We start from the raw sequence: 24,544 nt of genomic DNA on the forward strand, positions 1-24,544 counted from the left end.
GCATTTTATTGAATTAAGCAAAACGGGAATTAAGCTTTAATAAATATACCCAAATCTTGTTTAACCTGCGGTTGCTTGTCTTAACGGCTTCTCAATAAATAATCAAGGATAGTTTCATTTGAGCCATCTGAAATCTCGGTTTTCCAGATTAGTTTATATACAGGAGCATAACATTCGTCGATTTCCTTTTTTATGGAAGCATTAAGTGGCGAAGTTAGTCCTTCAAATTGGAGGCGATGTGGGATATCAGCGCTTATTTTTATCACCTGGTCCCATTGATTTTTAAAATTTTCATCATTTGAATAACTTTTTCCGAATAAATAATGAAACCAGAAATACGGATAAACCTTAAGTGCTTTTTTGTAAAAGTTACTGAACCATTGCTCAGGATGTTTTGGAATTATTTTTTTAAAAAGCCGCCATCCCGATTTTTCGAATAGTACAAGTTTAGGGTTATGCTTCCAATAAGCGTTAACTTCATTCTTTAAATATTGGGGTATATAAGCGTTTTTTGTGGCCGCAAGAAACCAGCTGGATATCATCCTATATGGCCCGGGGCGGTCAAAGGCAAAAAAACCGGCTTTTATGTGATCATAAAACCAATTATCCAAAGGCGTGGTACAATAACATGTGGCATCAACCCATATGCCTCCATATTCTGCTAATAAATTAATCCGTATGATATCAGATAATGCCTGTGGAGTGGTTTCAATATTGGGTAAACTTATATAATCTACAATATTGTTTTTATCCAGCAGGACGATTTTCCAATTTTTATTGTTTGTAACCCAGGATTCGAAACATTTTTGAACGATAGCCGGAGCGGAAGGAAGCCCCTGCAACCATAGAAACCAAATAATTTTAGGAAAACTCCTGTCGTTTTCTTCATTCTTCATAAAAACAGAATCACTTTATGTGGATATTCTGGTAATTTCAACCACCTTGCCACAGTGCTATTTCATCTGCATTACCGCAGCCATGGTTGCTATACCTTGCCAAAGGTAGCTCACCCTTACATTTTCATTTTCGGCGTGTTGGTTATTATCGTAATTAACTAATGGTACAGTAATAACCTTTGCGCCTAATTCCTGTTCAAAAACAAACAGGGGCAGGCTGCCGCCAGAACTTGGCGAAAGAATCACCGGGTAATCAACCGTACCCTGAACGGCTTTTACAACAGCTTGTGCTATGGGCAAATCAAGCGGTGTTCGTTGTGCATTGTAACCGGCATCGTGGGTTATTTTAATGATCTTAGGGTAGGTAACCCTTTCCTGGTCTGTCGGTTCTTTATCTATAACATAATAGCCCTGGGCGCTTATATGGTCGGTTACTTTTTGAATTTGCCTGTCCATATCATTGCCGGGTACCAGGCGCAGGTCAAGCACCGCTTCGGCTTTCACCGGGATTACGTTTGATGCCTGTTTGCCAACATTACCACTTGCCATGCCATTAATATTAAGTGTCGGCAGCATAAATGCATTCACCAGGGGGCGTGTTCCGCCTTCGGGGCGGGCAATACCAAGCTCTTTTTTTAAGCCAGGCTCAACCGGCGGTACTTTTGCCAGTGCTTCTTTTTCGCCTTGGCTCAGCGGGGTTACATCGTCATAAAAACCTTTAATGGTTACGCGGTCGTCATCATCTTTCATCCCTGCCAGTAATTTGGCCATGGCCAGGCCTGGGTTTGGTGCCCAGTTACCAAAATTGCCGCTATGCAATGGCCGTTTGGGGCCATAAATAGTAAGCCACATATTAACATCGCCCCTTACACCAAACACTACTATATTTTTGCCCGATGGATGCCTTGCCCCATCGCAAATAATCCAAAGATCAGATGTTAGCTTAGCTTTATACTTTTTAAAGATTGCCGCAAGTTGTGGCGAGCCTTTTTCTTCCTCGCCTTCAAAAAAGAATTTGATGTTGCATCCCGGCTTTATTTTGCTTTTTATCAGCGCATCATAGGCATTGATAATGCACATGACACCGGCCTTGTCGTCGGCACTGCCACGGCCGCTCAATCGCCAGCTGGTATCAATGGCATCGCCGCGCTTATAGTTAACGATGTGGCCGCCCTGCTCAATTGGGGCGGTAATAAAAACGGGATCAAATGGCTTTAGGCCGGGCGCCCACTGTTTGGGGTTTACCGGCTGGCCGTCGTAATGGGCATAAAAGGCAATGGTTTTTGTTGCCCCCGGCACTTTTACCTCGCCAAAAACAGCCGGGTTGCCGTTGGCGGTGGTAAGCAGTTCGGCTTTAACACCACGTTTCTCCAGCATATTTTTAACAAATGCCGCGTTAAGGCGGATATTAGCCGAATCAACAGTTTCATTGGGGATAGCAACAAAGTCCAGGTATTCGTCAAAAATTGCCTGCTGATTGGTTTTTATAGCCGCATTTATTTTTTGCTGGTTTGTTTGGGCTGATAGCAGTTGGGCACCCAAAAGCATCAGTGCGATAAAACAGGTATTTGTTTTCATAGCGATGGTAAATGACCAATATAAGCAAATTATATGTTCAATCATTTGAATATATTTGACATGCTATAACGTTGTTAATACCAATTACCGCCTGCCGGGGTAAACCGTACTCATTTAAACGCCAACTATGAAAAAAGCATTGCTATCTATCCTCCTGGGGATTATATTATTAGCACCAGCCATTAAAGCCCTTGCGGCGGAAGGTACCATATCCGCGGGAAGCCAGCCACAGGTTAGCGCCGATGGTAAGGGCATCATCAGGATAGTATTTGGCGATAAGGATAATATTTTTTGCGCTACATCTGCTAACCAGGGCGTTTCGTTTTCAAAACCAGCGCTGGTGGGGCATATAACAAACATGCATTTGGGCATGTCAAGAGGGCCGCAGCTGGCCAGTTCGGCCAATTATTCGGTAATTACGGCAATGGATAAATCGGGCAATATCCACTGGTTCCGGTTAAAACATTCCTCTTCAAAATGGGAAAAGATGGGTGTTATAAATGATATTGACCAATCGGCGCCCGAAGGGCTGATGGGCATAGCTGCCGATAAAAAAGACAACTTTTATGCCGTTTGGCTGGATACCCGGATGGGGCACAGGAACCAGGTTTATTTTTCGGGGTTAATGGCGAAAAGCACCGGCTGGTCAAAAAATATATTAGCCTACCAATCGCCGGATGGGCATGTGTGTGAGTGCTGCAAGCCCAACATCGCGGTACATGGGCAGGAAGTGGCCATTATGTTCAGAAATTGGTTGAATGGCTCGCGGGATTTGTATGTAACCAAATCTGTAGATGGCGGCAGGGTTTTTCAACCGGCGCAAAAAATGGGCACCAATACCTGGGTGCTTAATGGCTGCCCTATGGATGGCGGCGGCATTGTTGTTGACGAAGCAAATAGCATCCATACCGTGTGGCAACGTAAAGGGGAAATTTTTTACGCACAGCCGGGCGGTTCGGAAAAGTTGATAGGCAAAGGCCGAAATTGCGCCATTACCGCGGCCGGTACCAAAACTATAATTTCATTTCAGGCGAACGATACGCTGAAGGTTGTATCGGCCCCCAATAAAAATGTTGTTATGGTAGGCAAAGGCGGCTTCTTAAAATCTATCCTGCTGGGCAGCAATCAAATGCTTTGCGTATGGGAGCAGGATAACGTGATTAAATTTAAAAAGATTTAGCGCATCGGTGTAAATCCCGCTATTACAAACGGACTTTAGTTATTGGTTACCGCGGGCGTAATTAATGGAGCAAGGGTATACGATGATTTACGGGGCGAACGCATGAACCGGCGTAAGTTGGTTTTTATGCTGGTGATAAACTCATAGTCGGTGGCGGTTTTTACCAGGAAGTAGCCGGGGCGGTAACGTTGCATAAAATCGGTAAGCTGCTGGTCTTTAAGGCGGGTTACGCTGGCCACAAATGCGCGGTTAAAGCGAAAATCAATCTCGCGCTGGTGGTAATCTTCTTCTATCGTTGTACGTAATTTAGCGGCATTGCGGCCGCTGCGGCTAAAGGCATTATACAAAGCATCAATACCTATTCCCGCCCCCATGCCGGGTGCAACAGACAACAGGCTTTGGCTATATTCCGATCCGTAAATTTTGGTGAAATCGCGTTTGGTGGCCGCAAATTGCTTCTCGGGCGTAAGCAGCGTATCGCGGATATATACCTCCCTGAGCATGATAGCCGACCGTTTCATATAAACTGCCATAGCATTACTGCCTGGTACTTTCAGGGTATCGCTGTAATGATCGGCCTTAATAAATATCAGCATATCGCCGGGCTGGGCATCTATGGAAAATTCGCCCTTAAGGTTGTTGTAAAAAGATTTGCCGGTGGTGGCATTAACAATGTTTACCTTGGCAATGCGGTCTTTGCTGTCTTTATCAAACACAATACCCTCTACCTGCTTTTGCTGTGCAAAAGCCCGTATAGATAACATGCAGATAAACAGGAACAACCATTTTTTCATTGTGGCGCCAAAAATAAACTTTAGCCTTTAACAAGGCATTAATTTTAACAACAATTAACTTTTAGCCCCTCCTAAATCCTCCCCGGTAGGGAGGACTTGAAAAAAAGAATAAGGTAAAAGTCTCCCCTTCCGGGGGAGATTTAGAGGGGGCTCCCTTACTTCACTACTACCAGTTTTTGCCCAATGTGGATATTATTATCTGGTATACTGTTTAACGCTTTTAGCTCGTCAACAGTTATACCAAAACGTTTAGATATGTTGTATAGTGTATCGCCCTGTTTTACGGTGTATATCTTATCGTCGGGTTTGGTTTTGGTAAGGGTATCTGTGTTGGCTTTGCCAATGCTGTCATTAATTTGCGATAGTACACGGTCTTCACGTTTTATTTTGGCTGCTTCACCTTCGGCGCGGTCGTACTGGTCCAGGTTGTATTTTACAATAAGGTTTATGAGCAGTTCGGGGTATTTGGGGTTGGTAGCATAGCCTGCTGCCTTCAAACCGCGGGCCCATCCTTCATAATCGTTTTTATCCAGCTCAAACAGTTTGGCGTAGTTTTTTCGCTTTAAAAAGGTAGAGTGATCGCGGAACGAATCCTCAGGGTTATCATACACCCTGAAACAATCGTTAACCTGGTCGTCATCTTTATAATAGCTTTTTCCTTTCCAGTCGGCGGTGCATTTTATGCCAAAGTGGTTATTGGCAAAGCGGGCCAGATCGCTGTTGCCGGCGCCCGATTCAAACAGGCCCTGGGCAAGTGTAATACTGGCGGGAATGCCATACTGGTTCATTTCCTGTATGGCAATGGCCTTAAAACGATCAATATAATCTAAACTCGACAGCGATTTGTAACCCGCTATTGAAGCTCCATTAGCCTTTTGAATACTGCTGTTGTTGCGACGTACATCGCGGTTAGAAATAGAATTCCTGGATTTGTTTCGTGATGATGTTGTTTTGCGTGCCGAGCAGGAACTAAAAAAAACAACTGATATTAAAAATACAGTACTTATTTTTCGCATACAGATAAACCTTAATACAGGCATTTATTAAAATGCCAAAATAAGATTTTATTGTTTAGCTTCTGCTAATTCTTTAGGCTGGGTCGCAGGGTTTTCGTCCAAATCGTTCAGGTCGTATTTTTTAATGATACCTAAAACCTGTGCTGCCCATTTGCGGCTGCTGGCATAACCACTGCGCTGGATGCCTTTTGCCCAGCCGGTGTAATCATAGTGGGTAAGCGCATCGGCCAGGTGGCTGAATTGTTTGCGCTCGGTCATGATGCGGGCAAAATCCTGGAATGAATCTAAAACCGAATCGTATTTTTTATAGGCTGAACGTACTTTTTTGTTGTGTTTGATAAAAACTACACTGCCTCCGCCTTTTACTCCAAACTGATTGTTAAGGCTTTGGGCTATGGTGCTGTTGCCACAGCCGGATTCATGCATGGCTACACCTAAAACGATGCTTGCCGGGATGCCGGTTTCGTGCATAATACGAATGGCATCATCTTTGAACTTCTCGATATAAGATTGTGAAGTGTTTTTTTGTGCTGAAGCAGCAATTGTTGAAATCAACAGGGCGGTAATCAGTAAGATTTTCTTCATAATTTATTTTTTTCTGATAACCAGTAAGCCGTCGCGTACAGGCAGGATCAGTTTTTCTACCCTGCTATCAACAGCTATGTGGTCATTTAGTTTGCGAATATTCTCGGTATCGGCATCTTTTTCGTCGCCGTACACCTTTCCTTTCCACAAAACGTTATCAATTATTATTAATCCTCCGGATCTGACTTTGTCAAAAACCAATTGAAAGTAAGTAAAATTATTTTTTTTATCAGCATCAATAAATACCAAATCGAAAATATCAGCCTGTAAATCAGCAATAATGGCCTCTGCCTGCCCAAAATGCAGCTTTATTTTATTTTCAACATTTGTTAGTTTAAAGTGTGAATTGATGATATCCTCCATTTCGCGGTTCACCTCGATGGTGTGGAGGATGCCTCCCTCTGCCAATCCTTCGGCCAGGCAAATGGCCGAGTAGCCGGTAAAGGTGCCAATCTCCAGGATGCATTTAGGCGCCACCAGTTTGCTCAAAAAACTCAGCAACCGCCCCTGGTAATGGCCCGACAACATGTGCGGGCGCAGCACCTTTAAATGCGTTTCGCGGTTCAGTTGCTGCAAAGCTTCCGGCTCCGGATCGCAATGGTCATCTAAGTACGCCTGGAGGGCTATAGGGAGAATATCCATGCCGCAAAGGTAAGGAATTTGTTTTTAATGCGACAATAGGGTAATTTGTATGTTGATATACAGTTAGTTGTGGTTTGTTGTTAAATAAAAATGACTGTTGAGATGCAAAATGTGTTCCCGTTGGTAACGCTGTTTTGCCGCTCACTTAAAAGGCCGTTTTTTGGGTATTAATGCATAAAATCAAACCAAAGTATTCCGCTTATCTTATCGCCGCTGGCATGGTTGGTTTGGCTTTGCGGCCCCATTACTTTTGCCGGTTGAAATTTGGTGCCGATAGGTGCAATGGCATTTAAAAACCCAATGCTTCCTTCAGGAAAAGCCGGCTCCACATTGTTATTGCTCAGCGCATCTTTTTCCCTTGCCGGGTGCAGCATTTGCAGGTAAGTGTTTTTATCGGCAGAATAAACAGTGAACGGCGACTCCTTATTTTCGATAGTTACCCAGTTAACTTCGGCATGGTAACCTTTAAATTCCGGGTATCCCCAGGTTTCGCCGGTAATAGTATTATTATAGGCTTTGTGCCAGATGCCAAACTGCTGGCCTTTTAGCCGGTTTTTCCAAACGCGGTAGGGGCCGCGGCCAAGCCATTTCATGCCTGTAATTTTTTCTTCGGGGTAATTGAAGGTGATACCCATAAAATCGGCATCGCCTTGTTGTACGTATTGGTACTCCAGTTTAACAGGGTGCCCGGCAGCGAAAGTCCAGGTTACGTGTAATGAACCCGCACCCTGGTAATCGGCTTCTACAACATATTTGCCGACATCGGCTTTGTGTGTAAACTGTTTTAACTGGGTACTAACACCGGCCAATACAGGCCCGCCCGATAACGAAATTGCGCCTGCCGGTTTACGCACTTTTTGAATGTAACCCGTAACCTTATCAAAATCATAGCTGATGCCATCGCATTTGATGGTTAATATTTTATCTGTCTCGGTTGTTTTTATAGCCGATTTGGCCGGAGATGACGCGATTTTGCCGACAATGGCAGCCGGTGCGCCAATAACCCAGCTCCAGGTAAATATTTCTTTCTTATCGGGTCCGTAAGCTGCCAGGTATAGTGCATCATTCTTTTTCCACGATGCGGGCAGTGTTAAGTTCAATGTCCCTTTCCCGCCGGGTTTAAGCTCAATGGTTTTTAGTAAGCCCGTTGCGGTTACTATAGCAGCGGTGGTTTTACTTTGTGCTGATGGGAATTTAACCAGTTTCCACTTAAAACTGCATTGATTAAGGTTAGTGAACGCATATCGATTTTCGACGGCTATTTTTCCATCAAAACCGGCATCAATAGGCTGCGGATTGATGTAAACCGACGACCATATTTCTTTTATTGCATAAAAGCTGCCTTCTTTTTCGCGGTGCGGGCCAACAATGCCGTCAGGGGCGTGGTTGCCGTCGGCATCATAGGTGTTGTTTTTATCGGTTCGGATTACAGCCTCGTCTAAAAACGCCCAGATAAAGCCGCCCGCCCCATGCGGATGTTTTATCATCTGTGCCCAGAAATCGTCAAGCCCGGCTGCGGCCCCGCCATCATACAGGCCATGCATAAACTCTGTGGGGAAAAAGACTTCCTGTCCGTTGGCCGCTGCGTTAACCATGTAATTGTAATCGGGGTAATGTTTAGTATCGGTGCCGTTAAACTTTTCCCAGGGGTGAATCACGGTGCGTTTTTGCGGATCATATAAAGCATAGTCATTATCAAGCCCCCGGTTAAAGCCGCCCTCGTTACCGTTATCCCAAAACAGGATGGAGGGGTGGTTTACATCGCGCACTACCAATTCTTTAACCAGTTTGCGGCCCACCACAGTATCATATTTAGCCTGCCAGCCGGTAAGCTCATCCAACACATATATGCCTAAGGAATCGCAAACATCCAAAAAATCACGATCGGGCGGATAGTGCGACATGCGGACGGCATTCATATTCATTTCCTTCATCAGCTTCACATCCATTAAGTGAACGCTATGGCTCAGGGTACGCCCGGTTTCGGGCCAAAAGCTGTGTCTGTCGCTACCCTTCATCATTATTTTTGCACCGTTTAAATACAAGCCATCGCTGGTGCGCAGCTCTACCGTACGAAAGCCAAATTTTTGTTTAACCCGGTGAAGAATACCTGTTTTGTTTTTTACAGCAACCACAACCTGGTATAAGTTAGGGAACTCGGCACTCCATAATAACGGTTTAGCAAAATTGGCTTGTAGTTCAACATGGTCGGCTGCCAGGTTTGCTTTTGCATTAAATGGCTTACCTATATTTTGGCCATTAAGGTTTTGCACCTGGGCTTCAATCAGCTCATCGCCCTTTAAGTTTTGAGCATATACATCTAAGCTGAAGGATCCGTCGGCCTTCGCGTTTACCGCCATCCTGTCAATAAAAGTTTCCGGAACAATTTCCAGGTAAACGGGCCGGTAAATCCCGCCGAAAACCCAAAAGTCGCTGTTGCGGCGCTCGGCATCATTTACCGATGAGTTTGCCGATGTTTTATCAACTGTTACTTCGAGCAGGTTTTGCGCATTGGGCTTTATCAAACCGGTTATATCATATTTAAACTGATAAAAGCTACCCTGGTGTACCGGGCCGGCCAGTTTGCCATTGATGGTCACTTTGGTATCGGTCATCGATCCTTCAAAAACGATATATACTTTTTTACCGGTTAGGTTACCTGCAAAAAAATCATGTTTATACAACCCCTGCTCGTTGCTTTTAACCTTGTCATGCCCGTAGTTATAGCTGCCAAAGCCCTGTAATTCCCAGTTTGACGGTACCGCGATTTTTGTCCATACGCCGCTTTTTCTTCCTCCGGTGCAGTAAAAATCCCAGGGTACGGTATGGTCCTTATCCGTTCCTGACAGGTATTTAACAATGGTTTCCTGCGAAAAAACATCGAGGCAAACAAGTATGAGCAATAATGGCAATAGTATCTTTTTCATAGTTGGGTTTACAAAAACAGGTGGCACAGGTTTAATCAGCAAACAAGGTTAATTACTAACAGGCGATTTAAAAAAAATATCCCCAACTAAAACTGTGCAATCGTTCCCGGAAACTATTTCAGGAAACTTTAATTACCGGGGTGGCATGCAATACTTTCTGTCAACTCGCGGCAATCACATTGTCAGGCAGTTGTTAAAATCTGTTAAATACCTCAATTTTCATTTCAACTACAGATTTTGCCGGTAATATTGAAGTATAAAGATTAACATCAGCTGGTTAATCGACACAATATTGGCATTCATCCGCACCTGATTATTAATGCGGGTTTATAACTGCAAGTTTGTGGTTACCAACGGTATTTAAACTTTAAGTGTTATTAATTCTTTTCCCCTAATTATCCGTTAAAATGAAACTATTAACAATAGCATTTTTCTTTCTTATCTCATCGCCTGTTAACTGGCTTGGCGATTTTAGCAAAGCCCAGGCAGAGGCACAGCAATCACACAAATTGATATTAATAAATTTCTCAGGATCGGACTGGTGTGGACCATGCATCAGGCTCCGAAAAGAGATCCTGGAATCCACGGCATTTGAAAACTACGCAGCAGACCATCTTTTATTAGTACGCGCAGATTTTCCGCGCCAAAAGAAAAACCAGCTGAATAAAGACCAGGTAAAGTTAAATGAAGCGCTGGCGGATAAATATAATGCCGAAGGTAAATTTCCATTCACGCTTTTGGTTGATGAACACGGCAAGGTATTGAAGCAATGGGATGGCTACCCTGATGAAACGCCTGAAAAATTTATTGAACAGATAAATCAGTTTGCCAATGGTGCCAACTAACGTTAATGTAGGTACTATTTACAAACGCAGCCTGCGTTTGATGGGCAACCGCTTTGAATTAAGCGTTGTGGCCGATAGCGAGCAATGGGCAAATGACCGGATTGATGATGGGATAGCCGAAATAAGCCGGATTGAAAAACTGCTTACCACCTTTAGCGATGATAGCGAAACCAACCAGGTAAATCAAAACGCGGGCATCAAACCCATGCCCGTGAGCAGGGAAACGTTTGAACTTGTAAAGCGATCGATCATGATATCAAAAGTAACACAGGGCGCTTTTGATATTTCTTACGGCTCGATAGACAAACGGCTATGGAATTTTGATCAGCAAATGACGGCTTTGCCCGATGCAGAAACGGCCAGGCAAATGGTTAGGCTTATCAATTACCGCAACATTATATTAAACGATGATGACTGTACTATTTTTTTAGCCGAAAACGGCATGCGCATAGGCTTTGGCGGGATAGGAAAAGGGTATGCCGCCGAGCGTGCCAAACTGATTATGCAACAACAGGGTGTTACAAGCGGCGTGGTAAATGCATCTGGCGATTTAACAGCCTGGGGTACGCAGCCAAACGGCAACAAGTGGACGGTTGGTATAGCCAATCCCGATGCATCGCAACAAATTTTCTCCTATTTGAGTATATCGGGCCTTGCGGTAGCTACCTCGGGTAACTACGAGAAGTTTATTATGATAGATGGTAAAAAATACTCGCATACTATAAACCCGCGTACAGGCCTGCCAGTTACCGGCATTAAAAGCGTAACTATCATTACCACCAATGCCGAGATTGCCGACGCCATGGCCACACCAGTAACCATAATGGGTGTACATGCCGGCCTGGATATGATTAACCAGATGAAGGATATTGAGGCAATAATTATTGACGATAACGACAGGCTTTACACCTCAAAAAATATAAATATTAACTAAATCCCCTATAAAATGACTAAACAATTGATTAAAGTTACGGCCTGCCTGCTATTGGCAGGCTCGTTTACATCATGTGTTCAACTAAAAGAATACCAAAAAAACAGGATAAACGATTCTGAAATGGCATTAAGCAACCGTAAAGTTGAAAAAAACGAGCTGAATTTTCAATCGTACCGAGAAAGTGCTTCAGGAGCCAATGCCGGTAAAACCGGCGGCGGTTGTGGCTGTAACTAATCGTTTTCATTCCCTTTCTATTGGTTTCTTAAAACATGAAAAAAATATATTTATCCGTATTAGGGTTTTCCCTGATATGCAGGATGAGTGCGTATGCACAAACATCAAAAGATAGCATTATTCGCCTTAACCCGGCCTTCAGCCTGGCAACATCAACCGGCCAGGATACCAATGCCTACCGGCCGCGCGCTTTGCGGGTTGACGAAGTAAATTTTGTATCCAGCTACTACAATCAAAATGGCAACCACTCGGCCGTAACCGGCGGCATTGGTACCGAAAAAGTAACCGATTTTTCAAATGGTATCGATCTTAAACTGGTTTGGCTAAACAATGCGATGAACAAAAACACGCTATCTGTGGGCCTCGGTATCGATCATCACACTTCTGCTTCGGCAGCTTATGTATCAACAACCGGGGCATCAAATACCGGCGGCAGCAGAATATACCCATCGTTGGATTGGACTGTTGAAAACTCAAAAAAAGGCACCAGTTTTGGTATTGGCACTTACTATTCCAGCGAGTATAACTACAAATCGCTGGGCGCCGACCTCCACTTTTCGGCAAAAACAGCCAATAAAATGGGCGAGTTTGGTGTAAAACTACAAGGCTATTTTGACCATGTAAAGCTGATATATCCATCGGAGTTTATCCCGCAATCAACAACTACGGTTACAACAATTACAACAGCAAGCGGCAATTCATCAAGTTCCGAAAGCGAGGGCAAAGCCAGGATTCCATCAAGCCCAAGAAATACATATACAGCATCATTCTCTTATTCACAAATAGTAACATCAAGGTTGCAAATCATGTTCCTGGCCGATGTGGTTACCCAGCATGGCTTTTTAAGCCTGCCATTTCACCGGGTGTATTTTTCGAACGGAAAAGATACCATAGAACGACTGCCATCGTCGCGGTTTAAGCTGCCTTTAGGCTTCAGGGCAAATTACTTCCTGGGCGATAACGTTATCCTGCGATCGTACTACCGCTATTATACCGATAATTGGGACAGCAAATCAAACACCGCCAATCTGGAAATAGCATACAAGGTTACGCCATTCTTTTCCATATCTCCGTTTTACAGGTACTATACACAAACTGCGGCCAAATACTTTGCGCCTTATGAGCAAAACAGCCCAACGCAGGCATATTTTACCAGCAATTATGAATATGCAAAGTTCAACAGCCAGTTTTTCGGCGCAGGTTTCAGGATAGCACCGCCAAAAGGAGTGTTAGGCTGGGAAAGTTTACATGAATTGGAACTACGATACGGCCATTATAAACAAAACGTTGGTTTGGTATCCGATGTGGTATCGTTAAGCCTTGGCTTTAAATAAAATAATCAAAATTAAAAGCCTGGTAAAGTTTTAAATTTTACCGGGCTTTGCCTATTTTGTTCGTCACTATGGAAAACACCGACGACCTTTTTGACAAACCCCTGAGCGACGACCCGGAAGAAAACCTGCGGATGGAAAACGAACTGCTGCGTTTAAAATTGCAGGCCGAATTGGGCGCCGACCCGCACATGATTAACCCTGTTGACCCGGAAATTGAAAATATATTTTTAAAGAACATTTTTGATTTTGAACATAACTACGCCAACGCCAAACGGGTTAAGGTTTACGATTTACTGGGGCAGCCCGAATTTAAACCGGCAGGCGGATTAACTGATGAACAGGTAGAGGAAGCCTTGCAGCAAATTACCGATTTGCTATTGAGCAAGAATATCGTTGTCGATTTTTCTGACGATGTGGACAACCGCACCAAATACGTTTTTATTACCGAAGAGTTGTTTGATCACGAGACTGACGACTTTACGATCCCGGGCATGACAAGCCATTTTGATTATGAAGAGTTTCATCCCAACCATAAAGCTAACATTGAAAACAAGGCCCTGGAGTTTTTATCCAAATGGTTTAAGCAAAGCTTTGACGACCACAGCTGGGTACTGGGCGATTCGTTTGTTGCCCCCGACCGGAAAACCTATAGCAGGGCTGAAATAGTACACCAGCTTAACAATATTTTTAACGCTTACACAGCCTTTAGTAACGAAGAATATTTTATTTACGATATCGGTTTTCAACTGCAACCTGGCTCAAATTCGGGCCTTGGCCATGCCGAGGGATCGGTAAAATATGATGCCGTATTGGAAAACAACGAAACCATTCATTTTGAAGGACCATTTAAACTGTACTTTTCGCTGGAAGACAATTGGTGGAGCATTTTCCATCTTGTATTCCCCGGGTTTAAATATCCCTGAAAGCAGGCTTTAAGTCGGGAAGTCCGGAAGTCGGAAAGTCAAAAAATTGATGGCTCTGACTTTCGGACTTTCGGACTTCCCGACTTCAGACTATTCGCCATCCAGCGTTGTAAAGCACCTGGCGCTTAGCTTCAGAAAATAGACCTGCTCAACGGTTCATTCTACCATTCAAACGAGAGGATTTCCTCACTATCTATGAGCCATTGATTAAACAAAGCAAGGTTTTTCTCCCGCCCGGATATTTCAAACTCCAGGATGGTTTGTACATCCTTACGTGAAGTTTTCATTTTAACTATTTTCAGCTTCAGCGGGGTTACCTGGTTGTACAAGGTGCTTAGCTGACAGGTGTTTTTAAAAACCAGCCGATAATGGCGGTGTTCAAATTTATTATCTATCCAAATCTGTATAAAATCAAGGGCGTACAATACAAACAGGGTGGCCACCAGTGAAACGCCGGCAAGGGCAAATTCGCCAATACCTAAAAGCATCCCTAAGGCCGCCGATATCCATATAGATGCCGCCGTGGTAATTCCCGATACAGACGAGTTATTACGAAAAATTACCCCTGCACCAATAAAGCCCACACCGGTAATAATGTTGGCCGCAATCCGGTCGCGGTTGGTTTCAACCCCCAGCATATAGGAGCATATGGTAAAAACAGTTGCACCAAGGCAAATCAATGCCAACGTTCTGAACCCCGCAGATTTACCCCTGATCTCCCGCTCCAGCCCAAGAATACAGCCGGTTATAATGGCCAAAAACAGTTTTAATATTTCGTGGCCATATATATTATGGTTAGGATTCAGTAAAATGGTGCTATCAAAATTCATGGGTAACAGGCATTGGTTTGGCTGCATACACAGCATATACTGATATTAAAAGTAAACGTTTGGCACATTAAACTTACAACAAATAGCTATTATTTTTCATGATGTATATAACAATAGCATGTCATGGCCAATAACAGCAAAAATGTTATAAAAATCTTAATTTACTAAACCAATTTAGCTGTTATATTAGCGGCCTTAAAAACATGTAACCTATTATGAAAACGGGCATTTACCATAAAATTCTTTTAACGGCGGTTATGGCAACCGCAATGACGATGCCAGTCCGGCAAGTTTTGGCGCAGGATAAAAAAACATCGGGCAACCCCGTGGTTGAGGGTTGGTATGCCGATCCGGAGGCTAAAATTTTCAACAAGCAATATTGGTTATACCCAACTTACTCGGCTAAATACAATGAGCAGGTTTTCATGGATGCCTTCTCATCGCCCGACCTGGTACATTGGACCAAACACCCCCACATTGTTGATACCACCGGCGTAAAATGGGTTCGCCGGGCGCTTTGGGCGCCTGCCGTTACCGAAAAAGGCGGCAAATATTATATCTTCTTCGGCGCAAACGACATCCAGAACAATAACGAAAAAGGCGGCATCGGCATAGCCGTAGCCGATAACCCGGCAGGCCCGTTTAAAGATTACCTGGGCAAGCCGCTGATAGACCAGATTATTAACAAAGCCCAGCCTATAGATCAGTTTGTTTTTAAAGATGATAACGGCCAGTACTATATGATATATGGTGGCTGGGGCCAGTGCAATATTGTAAAACTAAAAGACGACTTTACCGGCGTGGTGCCTTTTGAGGATGGCGTTACCTACAGGAAAATAACTCCCGAGGGCTATGTAGAAGGCCCGGTAATGTTTAAACGCAAAGGCAAATACTACTTTATGTGGAGCGAAGGCGGTTGGACAGGCCCAGATTACCGGGTAGCTTACGCTGTAGGCGATACCCCATTCGGTCCGTTTAAGCGGATAGCTACTATTTTAAAGCAGGATGCCAGCATTGCTACCGGAGCGGGCCACCACTCGGTTATTAACGTGCCTGGCACCGATGAATGGTACATTGTATACCACCGCCGACCATTGACCGAAACCGACGGCAACCACCGCGTAATGTGCATTGATAAAATGTACTTTGATAAAGACGGCATGATACAGCCGGTGAAGATAACCAACGAAGGCGTTGCGGCGAGGGTACTGCGGTAGATGTGCAGATTGCAGATTTCAGATGTGCAAATGAAATTGCATGTTCCATTCGGGGTGAAAAAAAACTTGTCATTGTGAGGCACAAAGCAATCTCGTAGCCTCGCTGTTCGGACTTGCGCGGTAGTTATGAATTGGCAACGAGATTGCCACGCTATCGCTCGCAATGACATAATCCGGTAACGACAAATGGCACGCCGAAAGGTGTGCCATTTGTCGTTATATGTTTAATTCTTGCAGTTACTACTTCAACTTACTCAAAGCCGCTTTTACCCTTGGGATCAGTTGCTCAATGTCCTCCAGTGTGCTTGCACCTACAGATGCACGGAACCAGTTAACGGAATCATCGGTACCGAAGGCCGAGAATGGCACCAGGGCTACTTTGGCTTCTTTGATGAGGTAAAAGTTAATATCAGCCGAATCCTTTAATACATGCCCTTCCGGTGTGGTTTTGCCGGTGTAATCAATTTTAAGGGTAAGATATATAGCGCCCATTGGGGTTATCGAATCTACCTGGAAACCTTCGGCTTTCAATGCCTGGAAACCTTCATGCAGGGTTGTTAAGCTGGCGCGGATTTTTCCTTTCAAATCATCCAGGTAGGTATCTACAGCGGCGGTATCGGTAATAAAATGAGCCATGGCAACCTGCTCGGCCTTTGGCGACCATGCGCCCATGTGGCCAACAATGGCTTTCATATTGTCGATAATATTTGCCGGGCCAAAACCCCAGCCTACGCGCACACCTGTAGAGGCAAAACATTTAGATGCACCATCAACAAATACGGTATATGGCCTTAATTCGGGGCGTAAAGTAACCGGGTCGTAATGTTTAAAATCGCCGAAGGTTAGTTGCGAATATATTTGATCGTAAAGCAGGTACAACGGTTTTTCGCCGGCTGCGCGGCTTTTGTTTTCGGCAATTACCAGGTCGCAAATTTCTTCCAGGTCTTTTTTGTTAAACATGGTGCCTGTAGGGTTCAGGGGCGAGCAAAGCGCCAATAAAGTTGCGCCCTTTAAATGCGGTGCAATTTCATCAGCCGTAGGCATAAAATTGTTTTCGGGCTTGGTTTCAACAATAATTGCTTCGGCACTGGTAAGGTCGCTGTAGTGGTTATTGTTCCATGATGGTGCCGGAAAAACCACCTTATCGCCCGGATCAACCAGGGCCAAAAAGGTTGAATAGATCAACGGACGGGAGCCGCCCGAAATCAATATCTCGTTAGCTTTATAATTTAAGCCCATGCGGCTGCTTAAAAATGCCGATACACTTTCACGCAGGTTAAGCATACCATCAGCCGGCGGATAATTAGTTTGGTTGTGGTTATAAGCATCAACAATACCGTCTTTTAAGTCGGCAGGGATGGGGTAAATATTGGAGTCGAAATCGCCAATAGTTAGGTTGGCAATATTTTGCCCCTGGCGTTTTAATTCATTTATCTCGCCCGCAATCTTAATGATCTCCGAGCCGCGTAAATTTTGAGCTAATTTAGAAACACTCATGTTGTGGATTTTATGAGCGGCAAATATAGGGGGAAAAAGGTGAAAGGCTAAAGGTTAAAGGCGAAAGGTGAAAAAAGTGAAAGAAGAGAGGTTAAAGGTGAAAGGACAAGGGCGAAAGGTTGGGATAAGGTGCATATGGGCTTAAAACAAAAAAGCGAAAAGCCAATCCAACCAGATCACTTTTCGCTTTTATATATGGGCAAAAAACCTTTTACCTTTCGCCTTTATCCTTTTACCTTCTATAAATATGCTTTCCGCAGCCTGATGATATGCATCCAGTGCATTATTTTCATTACGGGGTAAACCGGGTCAATTTCAAACCATTTGGCGCCGAAGTTGGCACGGTTGGGGCGTTTGTGGTGGTTGTTCTGGAACAATTCGCCAAGCATTAAAAAATCAAATGGGGTGGTGTTTTTTGATTTGTCGCCGTTATCAAAATTGGCATAACCGTATTTGTGACCGCACCAGTTAACAATAGCACCATGTATAGGGCCCATTAAAAAATGAACCGGAATTAACAGATAAAACCACGGGGAAGTAGCAAACACCACGTAAAAAGCAATATATAAAATGCCGAATGCTATACGCGATACCATTGACGAACCAATGTAATCAACCGTGCGCCATTCAGGAATGTTTCCTTTAAAGCGTTCTTCAGGATCTTTTAATCTTTTTTCGTGCATGCGGTAACTTTTGGCCGTATACACCATCATCTGGAAAACATCCCTGAAAAAATGTGGCGAATGCGGATCCTTCTCGGTATCGCTGTAAGCATGGTGCTCGCGGTGCATAATAGCATAAGCACGAGGGTTTAAAAACGACGAACCCTGACAAATAAATGTCAGCAGATAAAATGTTCCCTCAAAAAATTTATTGGTAGTGAACATTTTATGAGATGCATACCTGTGTAAAAAGAACGTTTGGAAGAAGAGCGACAGGAACCAGTGCCCGATGAAGAAAATTATTATTACCACTGAATTAGAATGATTAGAATGAACTGTTATTTATAATCTTTCCAAAGATACGATTAAAACACATAAAAAGTTTTACCCCATTTGTTTTTGAAATTATTTTATATCCGGTAAAGGCTGCTTAAGTATACGTAGGCGCCCTTTTTGTCCAAAATATTTTTTTTTGCTTTCCTGCTGTAATTCAAATTGTTGGGCCGGTAGTTGGTGTAATTACTACCTGTCGTCAAATCTTCGCAAATGGTACGGTAATAATTGGGGGTATCGTTACTATAGTTTACTTTGTATGCCCCGGCAGTTGCTTTGGCATATGTGTAAACAATTGTAACAAATTTATTACTTGCTATTGAATGAACTTTGCTGCTTTAGAATACAATCGCTCAACGATCTTTGAGATCATTCTGAACCATGCCAGATGCTGTCCGGGAGTGCGGTATTGTAATTTCGTGCTATGAATCAATTATTTACCTTCGCAATCAAGCCCTGTTTATCAAATAATCGTCATTATTGGCGGGATATTATGGAGGCCTGAAATATTTTGTAAAAATACCGTTTTCTGGGGATAACCTTTTAATTTAACGTTGCGTATAAAGCGTATCGATTTAAGCGAATTATGACAATTAACACTAAATCCGTGAGCGTACTATTGGTTGATGATGATGAAATCAACAATTTTATCTCTATTAAACTAATAAAGAAAGCTTTATTAAATACCGAGATTATGGCCTGTTTAAATGGCAAATTTGCTATTGACCAATTATCCGAAATTCAGCGAAAAGATCCGGCCAAACTGCCCGATTATATCTTGCTGGATATTAACATGCCTATCATGAACGGCTGGGAGTTTTTAGACGAGTATAAGCGTTTAAACCTCGATCCGTTGGGCAAAAGCAAAATCTTTATTATTTCATCATCAGTTTTCAGCAACGATATCAACAAAGCACGCTCATACCCACTGGTGAAAGATTTTATCAGCAAACCATTAAACGTCGAAAAAATTAAAGAACTTTTTGAAGTTCAGCCACAAGACTAAGCAGGCGTTACCTTAAAGTGTTCGCCGCCATCTTCACTGCTTACATTGCCTATAGCAAATGTTTTGGCGTGATAAAACAGACAGGTCCATCCTTCTTCGGATGCTAATTTGCCATATTCCTGGCGCAGTTCCATCGCTTTGCGCCCATCCATATCATATTTAGCTATAAACTTTCGTATCAGTTGCTCCGGTTCAGGTAGTTCGTCGCCGCCAAACAGCGCTTTTGAGCCTTCCATATCTATCCAGAATACCTGGTGATTGGGGCAATGCCCCCCTGATAGTTCATAACGGATGCCGGGAATCAGTTCGCCGCTGCCTTCTACAAACGTTATATCTACGGTGCCATCAAGGGCTTCAAAAATCTCTTTATGGTATGATGATGATTTGCCTGTAATGCCAAATTCCCATTCTCCTTTTTGTATCACGTGCCTGGCCTGCGGAAAACTGGGTTCCAGTTTGCCGTTACGCTCAACCACCAGGCCGCCCGAATGGTCGTAATGCAGGTGCGACATCAACACCAGCGTTACATCATCCGGATCGAACCCCGCGTTGCGGATATTCTGATGCAGCAGCAATTCATCACGGGTATCTTTAAAACCAAGGCCGGTATCCAGTACAATAAGGTGATGGGTGGTTTTTATCAGGAATGGGTTTACATGGATGAACAATGAACCCGGACGGTCCCTGAAATTGTCGGTTTCGGGGTTAAATGGGATAAATTTTTTAGTCGAATCAACTGAATATGAGCCTTCTCCTAACGCGAAAATTTCCATAGCTGCGATGTGTCAGATTTTGAATGTAACTTTGGCCGTTTAAAATGCCAAAAATTATATTTACTGTTATAAAAGTTGCAAAGATATGAATAAACGTTGGGCGATAAGGGATAATGCCGATGAGGATTTGGTACGTAAATTATCTGCCGAACTGAATATTGATACCGTTTTAAGCAGCCTGCTGGTACACAGGGGGATAAGTGATTTTGAGGGCGCCCGGTACTTTTTCAGGCCCGATCAGCGGCACCTGCACGATCCTTTTTTGATGAAGGATATGGAGGAAGCAGTAATACGTATTGAAACCGCGATTGCCGCCGGCGAAAAGATACTGGTTTATGGCGATTACGATGTAGATGGTACTACCGCCGTTGCCACTGTTTACAGCTTTTTCAGTAAGCAGTATAAAAACATGGAATATTATATTCCGGATAGGTATAAAGAAGGTTATGGCATATCAACCCAGGGGATTGATTATGCAGCCCAAAATGGTTTTAGCCTTATTATAGCACTTGATTGCGGCATAAAATCGGTTGATAAGATAGACTACGCCAACACCTTGGGGATAGATTTTATTATTTGCGATCACCACCTGCCCGGTGCGCAGTTACCCGCCGCGGTGGCGGTGCTTGATCCCAAACGTGCTGATTGCGAATATCCTTATAAAGAATTATCGGGCTGCGGTATTGGCTTTAAGCTGATACAGGCTTATGCCGAAAAAAATGGCATCCGGTTTGAAGCCGTGCTTGAATACATTGACCTGGCCTGCATCAGCATATCGTGCGATATTGTACATATTACCGGCGAAAACCGGGTGCTGGCGCACTTCGGCCTGCAAAAAATAAATACCAACCCTTGCATTGGCGTAAAAACGTTGATTGAAGTTGCCGGTAAAACGCCCGGAAACCTAACCATATCTGATGTGGTGTTCCTGATAGGCCCCCGCATTAATGCTGCAGGCCGTATTGATGATGCCAAGCACGCGGTTGAATTACTGATAGCCTGCGATGAAAAAGCCGCCAAAGAAAAAGGCATGATGATAAACTCCCGTAACCAGGAGCGGAAAGGCCACGATTTAAATATTACCGACGAAGCCCTGGAGATAATAGATAGTGACGAGGTGCTGATAGGTAAAAAATCAACGGTAGTATTTAACAAGGATTGGCACAAAGGCGTTATTGGTATTGTGGCATCGCGCCTTACCGAAAAGTATTACCGCCCTACTATTGTGCTTACCCAATCAAACGGGCATGTGGCCGGTTCGGCGCGCTCGGTGCTGGGTTTTGATCTTTACGAGGCGCTTTGCGAGTGCAAAGATCTGCTTATCCAGTTTGGCGGGCACAAGTACGCGGCTGGTTTAACCATGCTGCCCGAAAACGTAGAAGCCTTTAAGGATAGGTTTGAAGAAGTGGTGAGTGCAACCATATTGCCCGAACAATTAATACAACAGATACAAATTGACGCCGAATTACGTTTAAGCCAGATAGAACCGAAATTTTTCAGGATATTGAACCAGTTTGCGCCCTTCGGGCCCGAAAATATGGCGCCGGTTTTCATAAGTAAAAATGTGTATGTTAGCGGTAATGCTGGCCTGGTAGGGCAGGCGCATATTAAAATGGCTGTAATGCAGGAAGGTACGGCGGCTTTTGATTGTATTGCCTTTAACCACGGCGAATACCTGCCGCAATTAAAGCCAGGCGTGCCCTTTGATATTTGCTACAGCATTGAAGAAAACATTTGGCGTGAGAGAAGAAGCATACAGTTGAACATAAAGGGGATAAGAAGCCCCACCCAACCCTCCCCGGAAGGGAGGGCTTAAAAAGGCAATCGCTGGGTATTAATTATAGGGAAATTCCCGGAACGAAAATTAAAACAAAAAAAAGTCTCCCCTTCCGGGGGAGATTTAGAGGGGGCTAAATGATACTACGAGCAGAAAATTTAGTAAAAAAGTACAAACAGCGCACCGTTGTTAACGATGTATCGTTTGATGTGGCGCAGGGCGAAATTGTGGGTTTGCTGGGGCCAAATGGCGCCGGGAAAACTACGTCGTTTTATATGATTGTTGGTTTGATAAAACCTAACGAAGGCACTATTTTTCTGGATGATAAAGATATAACCCAGGACCCTATGTACCGCCGGGCGCAAAAGGGTATAGGGTACCTTGCACAGGAGGCTTCGGTGTTTCGCAAGCTATCTGTCGAGGATAATATTAAAGCGGTGCTGGAGATGGGCGGCATGCCTAAAGACAGGCAAAAAGACAAGCTGGAAGAATTAATTGACGAATTTAGCCTGCACAAAGTGCGCAAAAACCGGGGCGACCTGCTATCCGGCGGCGAGCGTCGCCGGACCGAAATTGCGCGCGCCCTGGCAGCCGAACCTAACTTTATATTGCTGGATGAACCCTTTGCCGGGGTTGACCCTATTGCGGTAGAAGAGATACAGGCGATGGTAGCCAAGCTTAGGCACCGCAACATAGGCATCCTGATTACCGACCACAATGTACAGGAAACGCTGTCGATAACCGACCGCGCTTACCTGCTTTTTGAAGGCAAAATATTAGAGTCGGGAGTGCCCGAGGTATTGGCCGAAAATGAGATGGTGCGTAAAGTGTATTTAGGTGCTAACTTTGTTCTGAAGAGAAAAGTATTCCCCCAATAATAAACCCGCTGTATGACAATATTTAACTCCGTATTTACATGGTTCATGAAAAAGCGCATTCACCAGATTGAGCTTTTTATGAAATATCCCAACGAAGTACAGGAGGAATGGTTTGAGCAGCTGATATCGATGGCCGAAAGTACCGAGTGGGGCCGCAGGTATCAATATAAAAGCATCGAAAACCTTACCCAGTTTAAGGAGCGGGTGCCTATCCAAAATTACGATACGCTGAAGCCTTATATAGAGCGGATGCTCAAAGGCGAAAAAAATGTGTTGTGGCCGTCGGAGATCCGCTGGTTTGCCAAATCATCGGGCACTACCAATGACAGGAGCAAGTTTATCCCGGTGAGCGAGGAAGCCCTGGAAGAGTGCCACTTTAAGGGCGGCAAGGATGTGCTTACCATTTATTTTAACAACCAGCCCAATGCCCGCATGTTTACCGGCAAGGTACTAACGCTGGGCGGTAGCCACCAGGTAAGCACTATAAACCCGGATGCTTCATTTGGCGATCTATCGGCCGTGATCATGAAAAACCTGCCCCTTTGGGCCGAGCTTCATCGCACACCGCAACTGGAAATTGCCCTGCTTGATAACTTTGAAGAGAAATTAGAAAAAATAGCCCAGGCAACCAAGGATGTGAACGTAACCAGCATTGGCGGCGTACCTACCTGGAATTTGGTGCTATTTAAACGGATATTGGAAATAACCGGCAAAAAAAACATGCTGGAAGTTTGGCCCAACCTGGAAATGTATTTCCATGGTGCGGTTAACTTTGGCCCCTATCGTGACCAGTTTAAAGCGTTAATTCCAAGCGACGACATGTATTACCTGGAGAATTACAACGCATCCGAAGGCTTCTTCGGCATCCAGGATACCCGCGAACCGGGCGACATGCTGCTGATGCTGGACTACGGCATTTTTTACGAGTTTTTACCGCTGGAAAACCTGCACGATGAAAACCCGCATACCCTTACGCTGGATGAGGTGGAACTGGATAAAAATTATGCGCTTATCATTAGCACCAATGCCGGGCTTTGGCGGTATATGATAGGCGATACCATTAAGTTTACCTCTTTAACGCCGTTCCGCATCCGGGTAACCGGCCGTACCAAACATTTTATTAATGCCTTTGGCGAGGAAGTGATTATTGACAATGCCGAGCAGGCCCTGGAAGAGGCCTGCCAGCAAACCGGTGCCATCATTCGCGAGTATACTGCCGCGCCTGTTTATTTTAACGGTAAAGATTGTGGCGCCCACGAATGGATAATTGAGTTTGAAAAGAAACCTAACGAGTTTGAACGTTTTGTGGATATCCTTGATGAAACCCTGCGCCGCATCAACTCCGATTACGATGCCAAGCGTTTTAAAGATCTGGCCCTGCGCCGCCCGATAGTGCGATGCGCCCCCGAAGGCACTTTTTTTAACTGGATGAAAGAAAAAGGTAAATTAGGCGGCCAGCACAAAGTGCCGCGTTTGGCTAATAACCGCGAGTATGTGGATGCTATTTTGAAGGTGATGGAATTGGTAGTGGAGTAGGTATTAGAGTTAAGAATCAAGATACCGACTATAGCCAGGTTTTAACTCCCGCATTTACGGATCGGGGTAACCTAAGCAGGATGTCTATGCATATTTCCCACGGGTTACAATGCGTTAAATCCGCAGGAGCTTTGACTGTTAAAGTAC

22 protein-coding genes are annotated in these 24,544 nt (G+C 44.2%); 11 read left to right on the forward strand and 11 right to left on the reverse strand.

Annotated features, from left to right (window positions below; genetic code table 11):
- Window positions 1-80 precede the first annotated feature (80 nt).
- Window positions 81-896, reverse strand: coding sequence for a capsular polysaccharide synthesis protein (locus AC1RM2_RS16920; protein ID WP_492986370.1), 816 nt, complete (start codon window positions 894-896; stop codon window positions 81-83).
- Window positions 897-953: 57 nt separating this feature from the next.
- A complete protein-coding gene (locus AC1RM2_RS16925) occupies window positions 954-2,474 on the reverse strand; it encodes a M20/M25/M40 family metallo-hydrolase (RefSeq protein WP_492986371.1) in 1,521 nt (506 codons plus the stop codon).
- A gap of 127 nt (window positions 2,475-2,601) precedes the next feature.
- Here AC1RM2_RS16925 and AC1RM2_RS16930 point away from each other — a divergent pair, with 127 nt between their 5' ends.
- Window positions 2,602-3,654: a hypothetical protein gene (locus AC1RM2_RS16930; protein ID WP_492986372.1), complete on the forward strand. Its 1,053-nt coding sequence runs from the start codon at window positions 2,602-2,604 to the stop codon at window positions 3,652-3,654.
- 35 nt (window positions 3,655-3,689) lie between these two features.
- On the opposite strand, the gene AC1RM2_RS16935 is transcribed toward AC1RM2_RS16930, so the two are convergent.
- The 5 genes from AC1RM2_RS16935 to AC1RM2_RS16955 form a co-directional block, all read right to left on the reverse strand.
- Window positions 3,690-4,448, reverse strand: a complete 759-nt coding sequence (locus tag AC1RM2_RS16935) for a peptidase associated/transthyretin-like domain-containing protein (RefSeq protein WP_492986373.1) — start codon at window positions 4,446-4,448, stop codon at window positions 3,690-3,692.
- Window positions 4,449-4,603: 155 nt separating this feature from the next.
- Complete coding sequence (locus tag AC1RM2_RS16940) at window positions 4,604-5,464, reverse strand: glucosaminidase domain-containing protein (RefSeq protein ID WP_492986374.1); 861 nt, start codon at window positions 5,462-5,464, stop codon at window positions 4,604-4,606.
- Between the two features lie 48 nt (window positions 5,465-5,512).
- Entirely contained in the window at window positions 5,513-6,049 is a 537-nt protein-coding gene (locus AC1RM2_RS16945) for a glycoside hydrolase family 73 protein (RefSeq protein ID WP_492986375.1), read from the reverse strand.
- A 3-nt stretch (window positions 6,050-6,052) separates the two neighbouring features.
- Window positions 6,053-6,691 carry an O-methyltransferase gene (locus tag AC1RM2_RS16950; RefSeq protein ID WP_492986376.1) on the reverse strand — a complete coding sequence of 213 codons (639 nt, stop codon included), beginning with the start codon at window positions 6,689-6,691 and terminating at the stop codon, window positions 6,053-6,055.
- A gap of 167 nt (window positions 6,692-6,858) precedes the next feature.
- The gene (locus AC1RM2_RS16955) at window positions 6,859-9,618 is read right to left on the reverse strand and encodes a glycoside hydrolase family 2 TIM barrel-domain containing protein (protein WP_492986377.1); all 2,760 of its coding nucleotides are present in this window, start codon (window positions 9,616-9,618) and stop codon (window positions 6,859-6,861) included.
- A 407-nt stretch (window positions 9,619-10,025) separates the two neighbouring features.
- Here AC1RM2_RS16955 and AC1RM2_RS16960 point away from each other — a divergent pair, with 407 nt between their 5' ends.
- The 5 genes from AC1RM2_RS16960 (at window position 10,026) to AC1RM2_RS16980 (ending at window position 13,888) form a co-directional block, all read left to right on the forward strand.
- Window positions 10,026-10,463, forward strand: coding sequence for a thioredoxin family protein (locus tag AC1RM2_RS16960; RefSeq protein WP_090641078.1), 438 nt, complete (start codon window positions 10,026-10,028; stop codon window positions 10,461-10,463).
- Window positions 10,450-11,397, forward strand: coding sequence for an FAD:protein FMN transferase (locus AC1RM2_RS16965; RefSeq protein WP_492986378.1), 948 nt, complete (start codon window positions 10,450-10,452; stop codon window positions 11,395-11,397). Before AC1RM2_RS16960 ends, AC1RM2_RS16965 begins: the two co-directional genes overlap by 14 nt.
- A 12-nt stretch (window positions 11,398-11,409) precedes the next feature.
- On the forward strand, window positions 11,410-11,631 hold the full coding sequence (locus tag AC1RM2_RS16970; RefSeq protein ID WP_090641074.1) for a DUF4266 domain-containing protein: 222 nt from the start codon (window positions 11,410-11,412) through the stop codon (window positions 11,629-11,631).
- 35 nt (window positions 11,632-11,666) lie between these two features.
- The gene (locus tag AC1RM2_RS16975) at window positions 11,667-12,965 is read left to right on the forward strand and encodes a DUF3570 domain-containing protein (protein ID WP_492986379.1); all 1,299 of its coding nucleotides are present in this window, start codon (window positions 11,667-11,669) and stop codon (window positions 12,963-12,965) included.
- Window positions 12,966-13,033: 68 nt separating this feature from the next.
- Window positions 13,034-13,888: a hypothetical protein gene (locus AC1RM2_RS16980; RefSeq protein ID WP_492986380.1), complete on the forward strand. Its 855-nt coding sequence runs from the start codon at window positions 13,034-13,036 to the stop codon at window positions 13,886-13,888.
- A 161-nt stretch (window positions 13,889-14,049) separates the two neighbouring features.
- On the opposite strand, the gene AC1RM2_RS16985 is transcribed toward AC1RM2_RS16980, so the two are convergent.
- Window positions 14,050-14,718, reverse strand: coding sequence for an MgtC/SapB family protein (locus AC1RM2_RS16985; protein ID WP_492986381.1), 669 nt, complete (start codon window positions 14,716-14,718; stop codon window positions 14,050-14,052).
- 215 nt (window positions 14,719-14,933) lie between these two features.
- On the opposite strand from AC1RM2_RS16985, the gene AC1RM2_RS16990 reads away from it, so the two are divergent.
- The gene (locus tag AC1RM2_RS16990) at window positions 14,934-15,935 is read left to right on the forward strand and encodes a glycoside hydrolase family 43 protein (protein ID WP_492986382.1); all 1,002 of its coding nucleotides are present in this window, start codon (window positions 14,934-14,936) and stop codon (window positions 15,933-15,935) included.
- Between the two features lie 240 nt (window positions 15,936-16,175).
- Here AC1RM2_RS16990 and AC1RM2_RS16995 read toward each other — a convergent pair whose 3' ends face one another.
- Window positions 16,176-17,432 (reverse strand): pyridoxal phosphate-dependent aminotransferase, encoded by a 1,257-nt coding sequence (locus AC1RM2_RS16995; protein WP_492986383.1) that lies wholly within the window; start codon window positions 17,430-17,432, stop codon window positions 16,176-16,178.
- Between the two features lie 239 nt (window positions 17,433-17,671).
- The gene (locus tag AC1RM2_RS17000; RefSeq protein ID WP_492986384.1) at window positions 17,672-18,406 is read right to left on the reverse strand and encodes an acyl-CoA desaturase; all 735 of its coding nucleotides are present in this window, start codon (window positions 18,404-18,406) and stop codon (window positions 17,672-17,674) included.
- A gap of 607 nt (window positions 18,407-19,013) precedes the next feature.
- Here AC1RM2_RS17000 and AC1RM2_RS17005 point away from each other — a divergent pair.
- The gene (locus AC1RM2_RS17005; protein WP_147053777.1) at window positions 19,014-19,433 is read left to right on the forward strand and encodes a response regulator; all 420 of its coding nucleotides are present in this window, start codon (window positions 19,014-19,016) and stop codon (window positions 19,431-19,433) included.
- Here the strand turns inward: AC1RM2_RS17005 and AC1RM2_RS17010 are convergent.
- Complete coding sequence (locus AC1RM2_RS17010) at window positions 19,430-20,206, reverse strand: MBL fold metallo-hydrolase (RefSeq protein ID WP_492986385.1); 777 nt, start codon at window positions 20,204-20,206, stop codon at window positions 19,430-19,432. The two genes, AC1RM2_RS17005 and AC1RM2_RS17010, sit on opposite strands and share 4 nt — an antisense overlap.
- An 85-nt stretch (window positions 20,207-20,291) precedes the next feature.
- On the opposite strand from AC1RM2_RS17010, the gene recJ reads away from it, so the two are divergent.
- The 3 genes from recJ to AC1RM2_RS17025 all read left to right on the forward strand — a co-directional run bounded on the left by recJ (window position 20,292) and on the right by AC1RM2_RS17025 (window position 24,397).
- Window positions 20,292-22,022: a single-stranded-DNA-specific exonuclease RecJ gene (recJ, locus tag AC1RM2_RS17015; protein WP_492986386.1), complete on the forward strand. Its 1,731-nt coding sequence runs from the start codon at window positions 20,292-20,294 to the stop codon at window positions 22,020-22,022.
- A gap of 98 nt (window positions 22,023-22,120) precedes the next feature.
- The gene (lptB, locus tag AC1RM2_RS17020) at window positions 22,121-22,861 is read left to right on the forward strand and encodes an LPS export ABC transporter ATP-binding protein (RefSeq protein WP_147053774.1); all 741 of its coding nucleotides are present in this window, start codon (window positions 22,121-22,123) and stop codon (window positions 22,859-22,861) included.
- Window positions 22,862-22,873: 12 nt separating this feature from the next.
- Window positions 22,874-24,397, forward strand: coding sequence for a GH3 auxin-responsive promoter family protein (locus AC1RM2_RS17025; protein WP_492986387.1), 1,524 nt, complete (start codon window positions 22,874-22,876; stop codon window positions 24,395-24,397).
- Window positions 24,398-24,544: the final 147 nt, after the last annotated feature.

The sequence above is a fragment of the Mucilaginibacter sp. GW822-FHT03E02 genome, assembly GCF_058801545.1.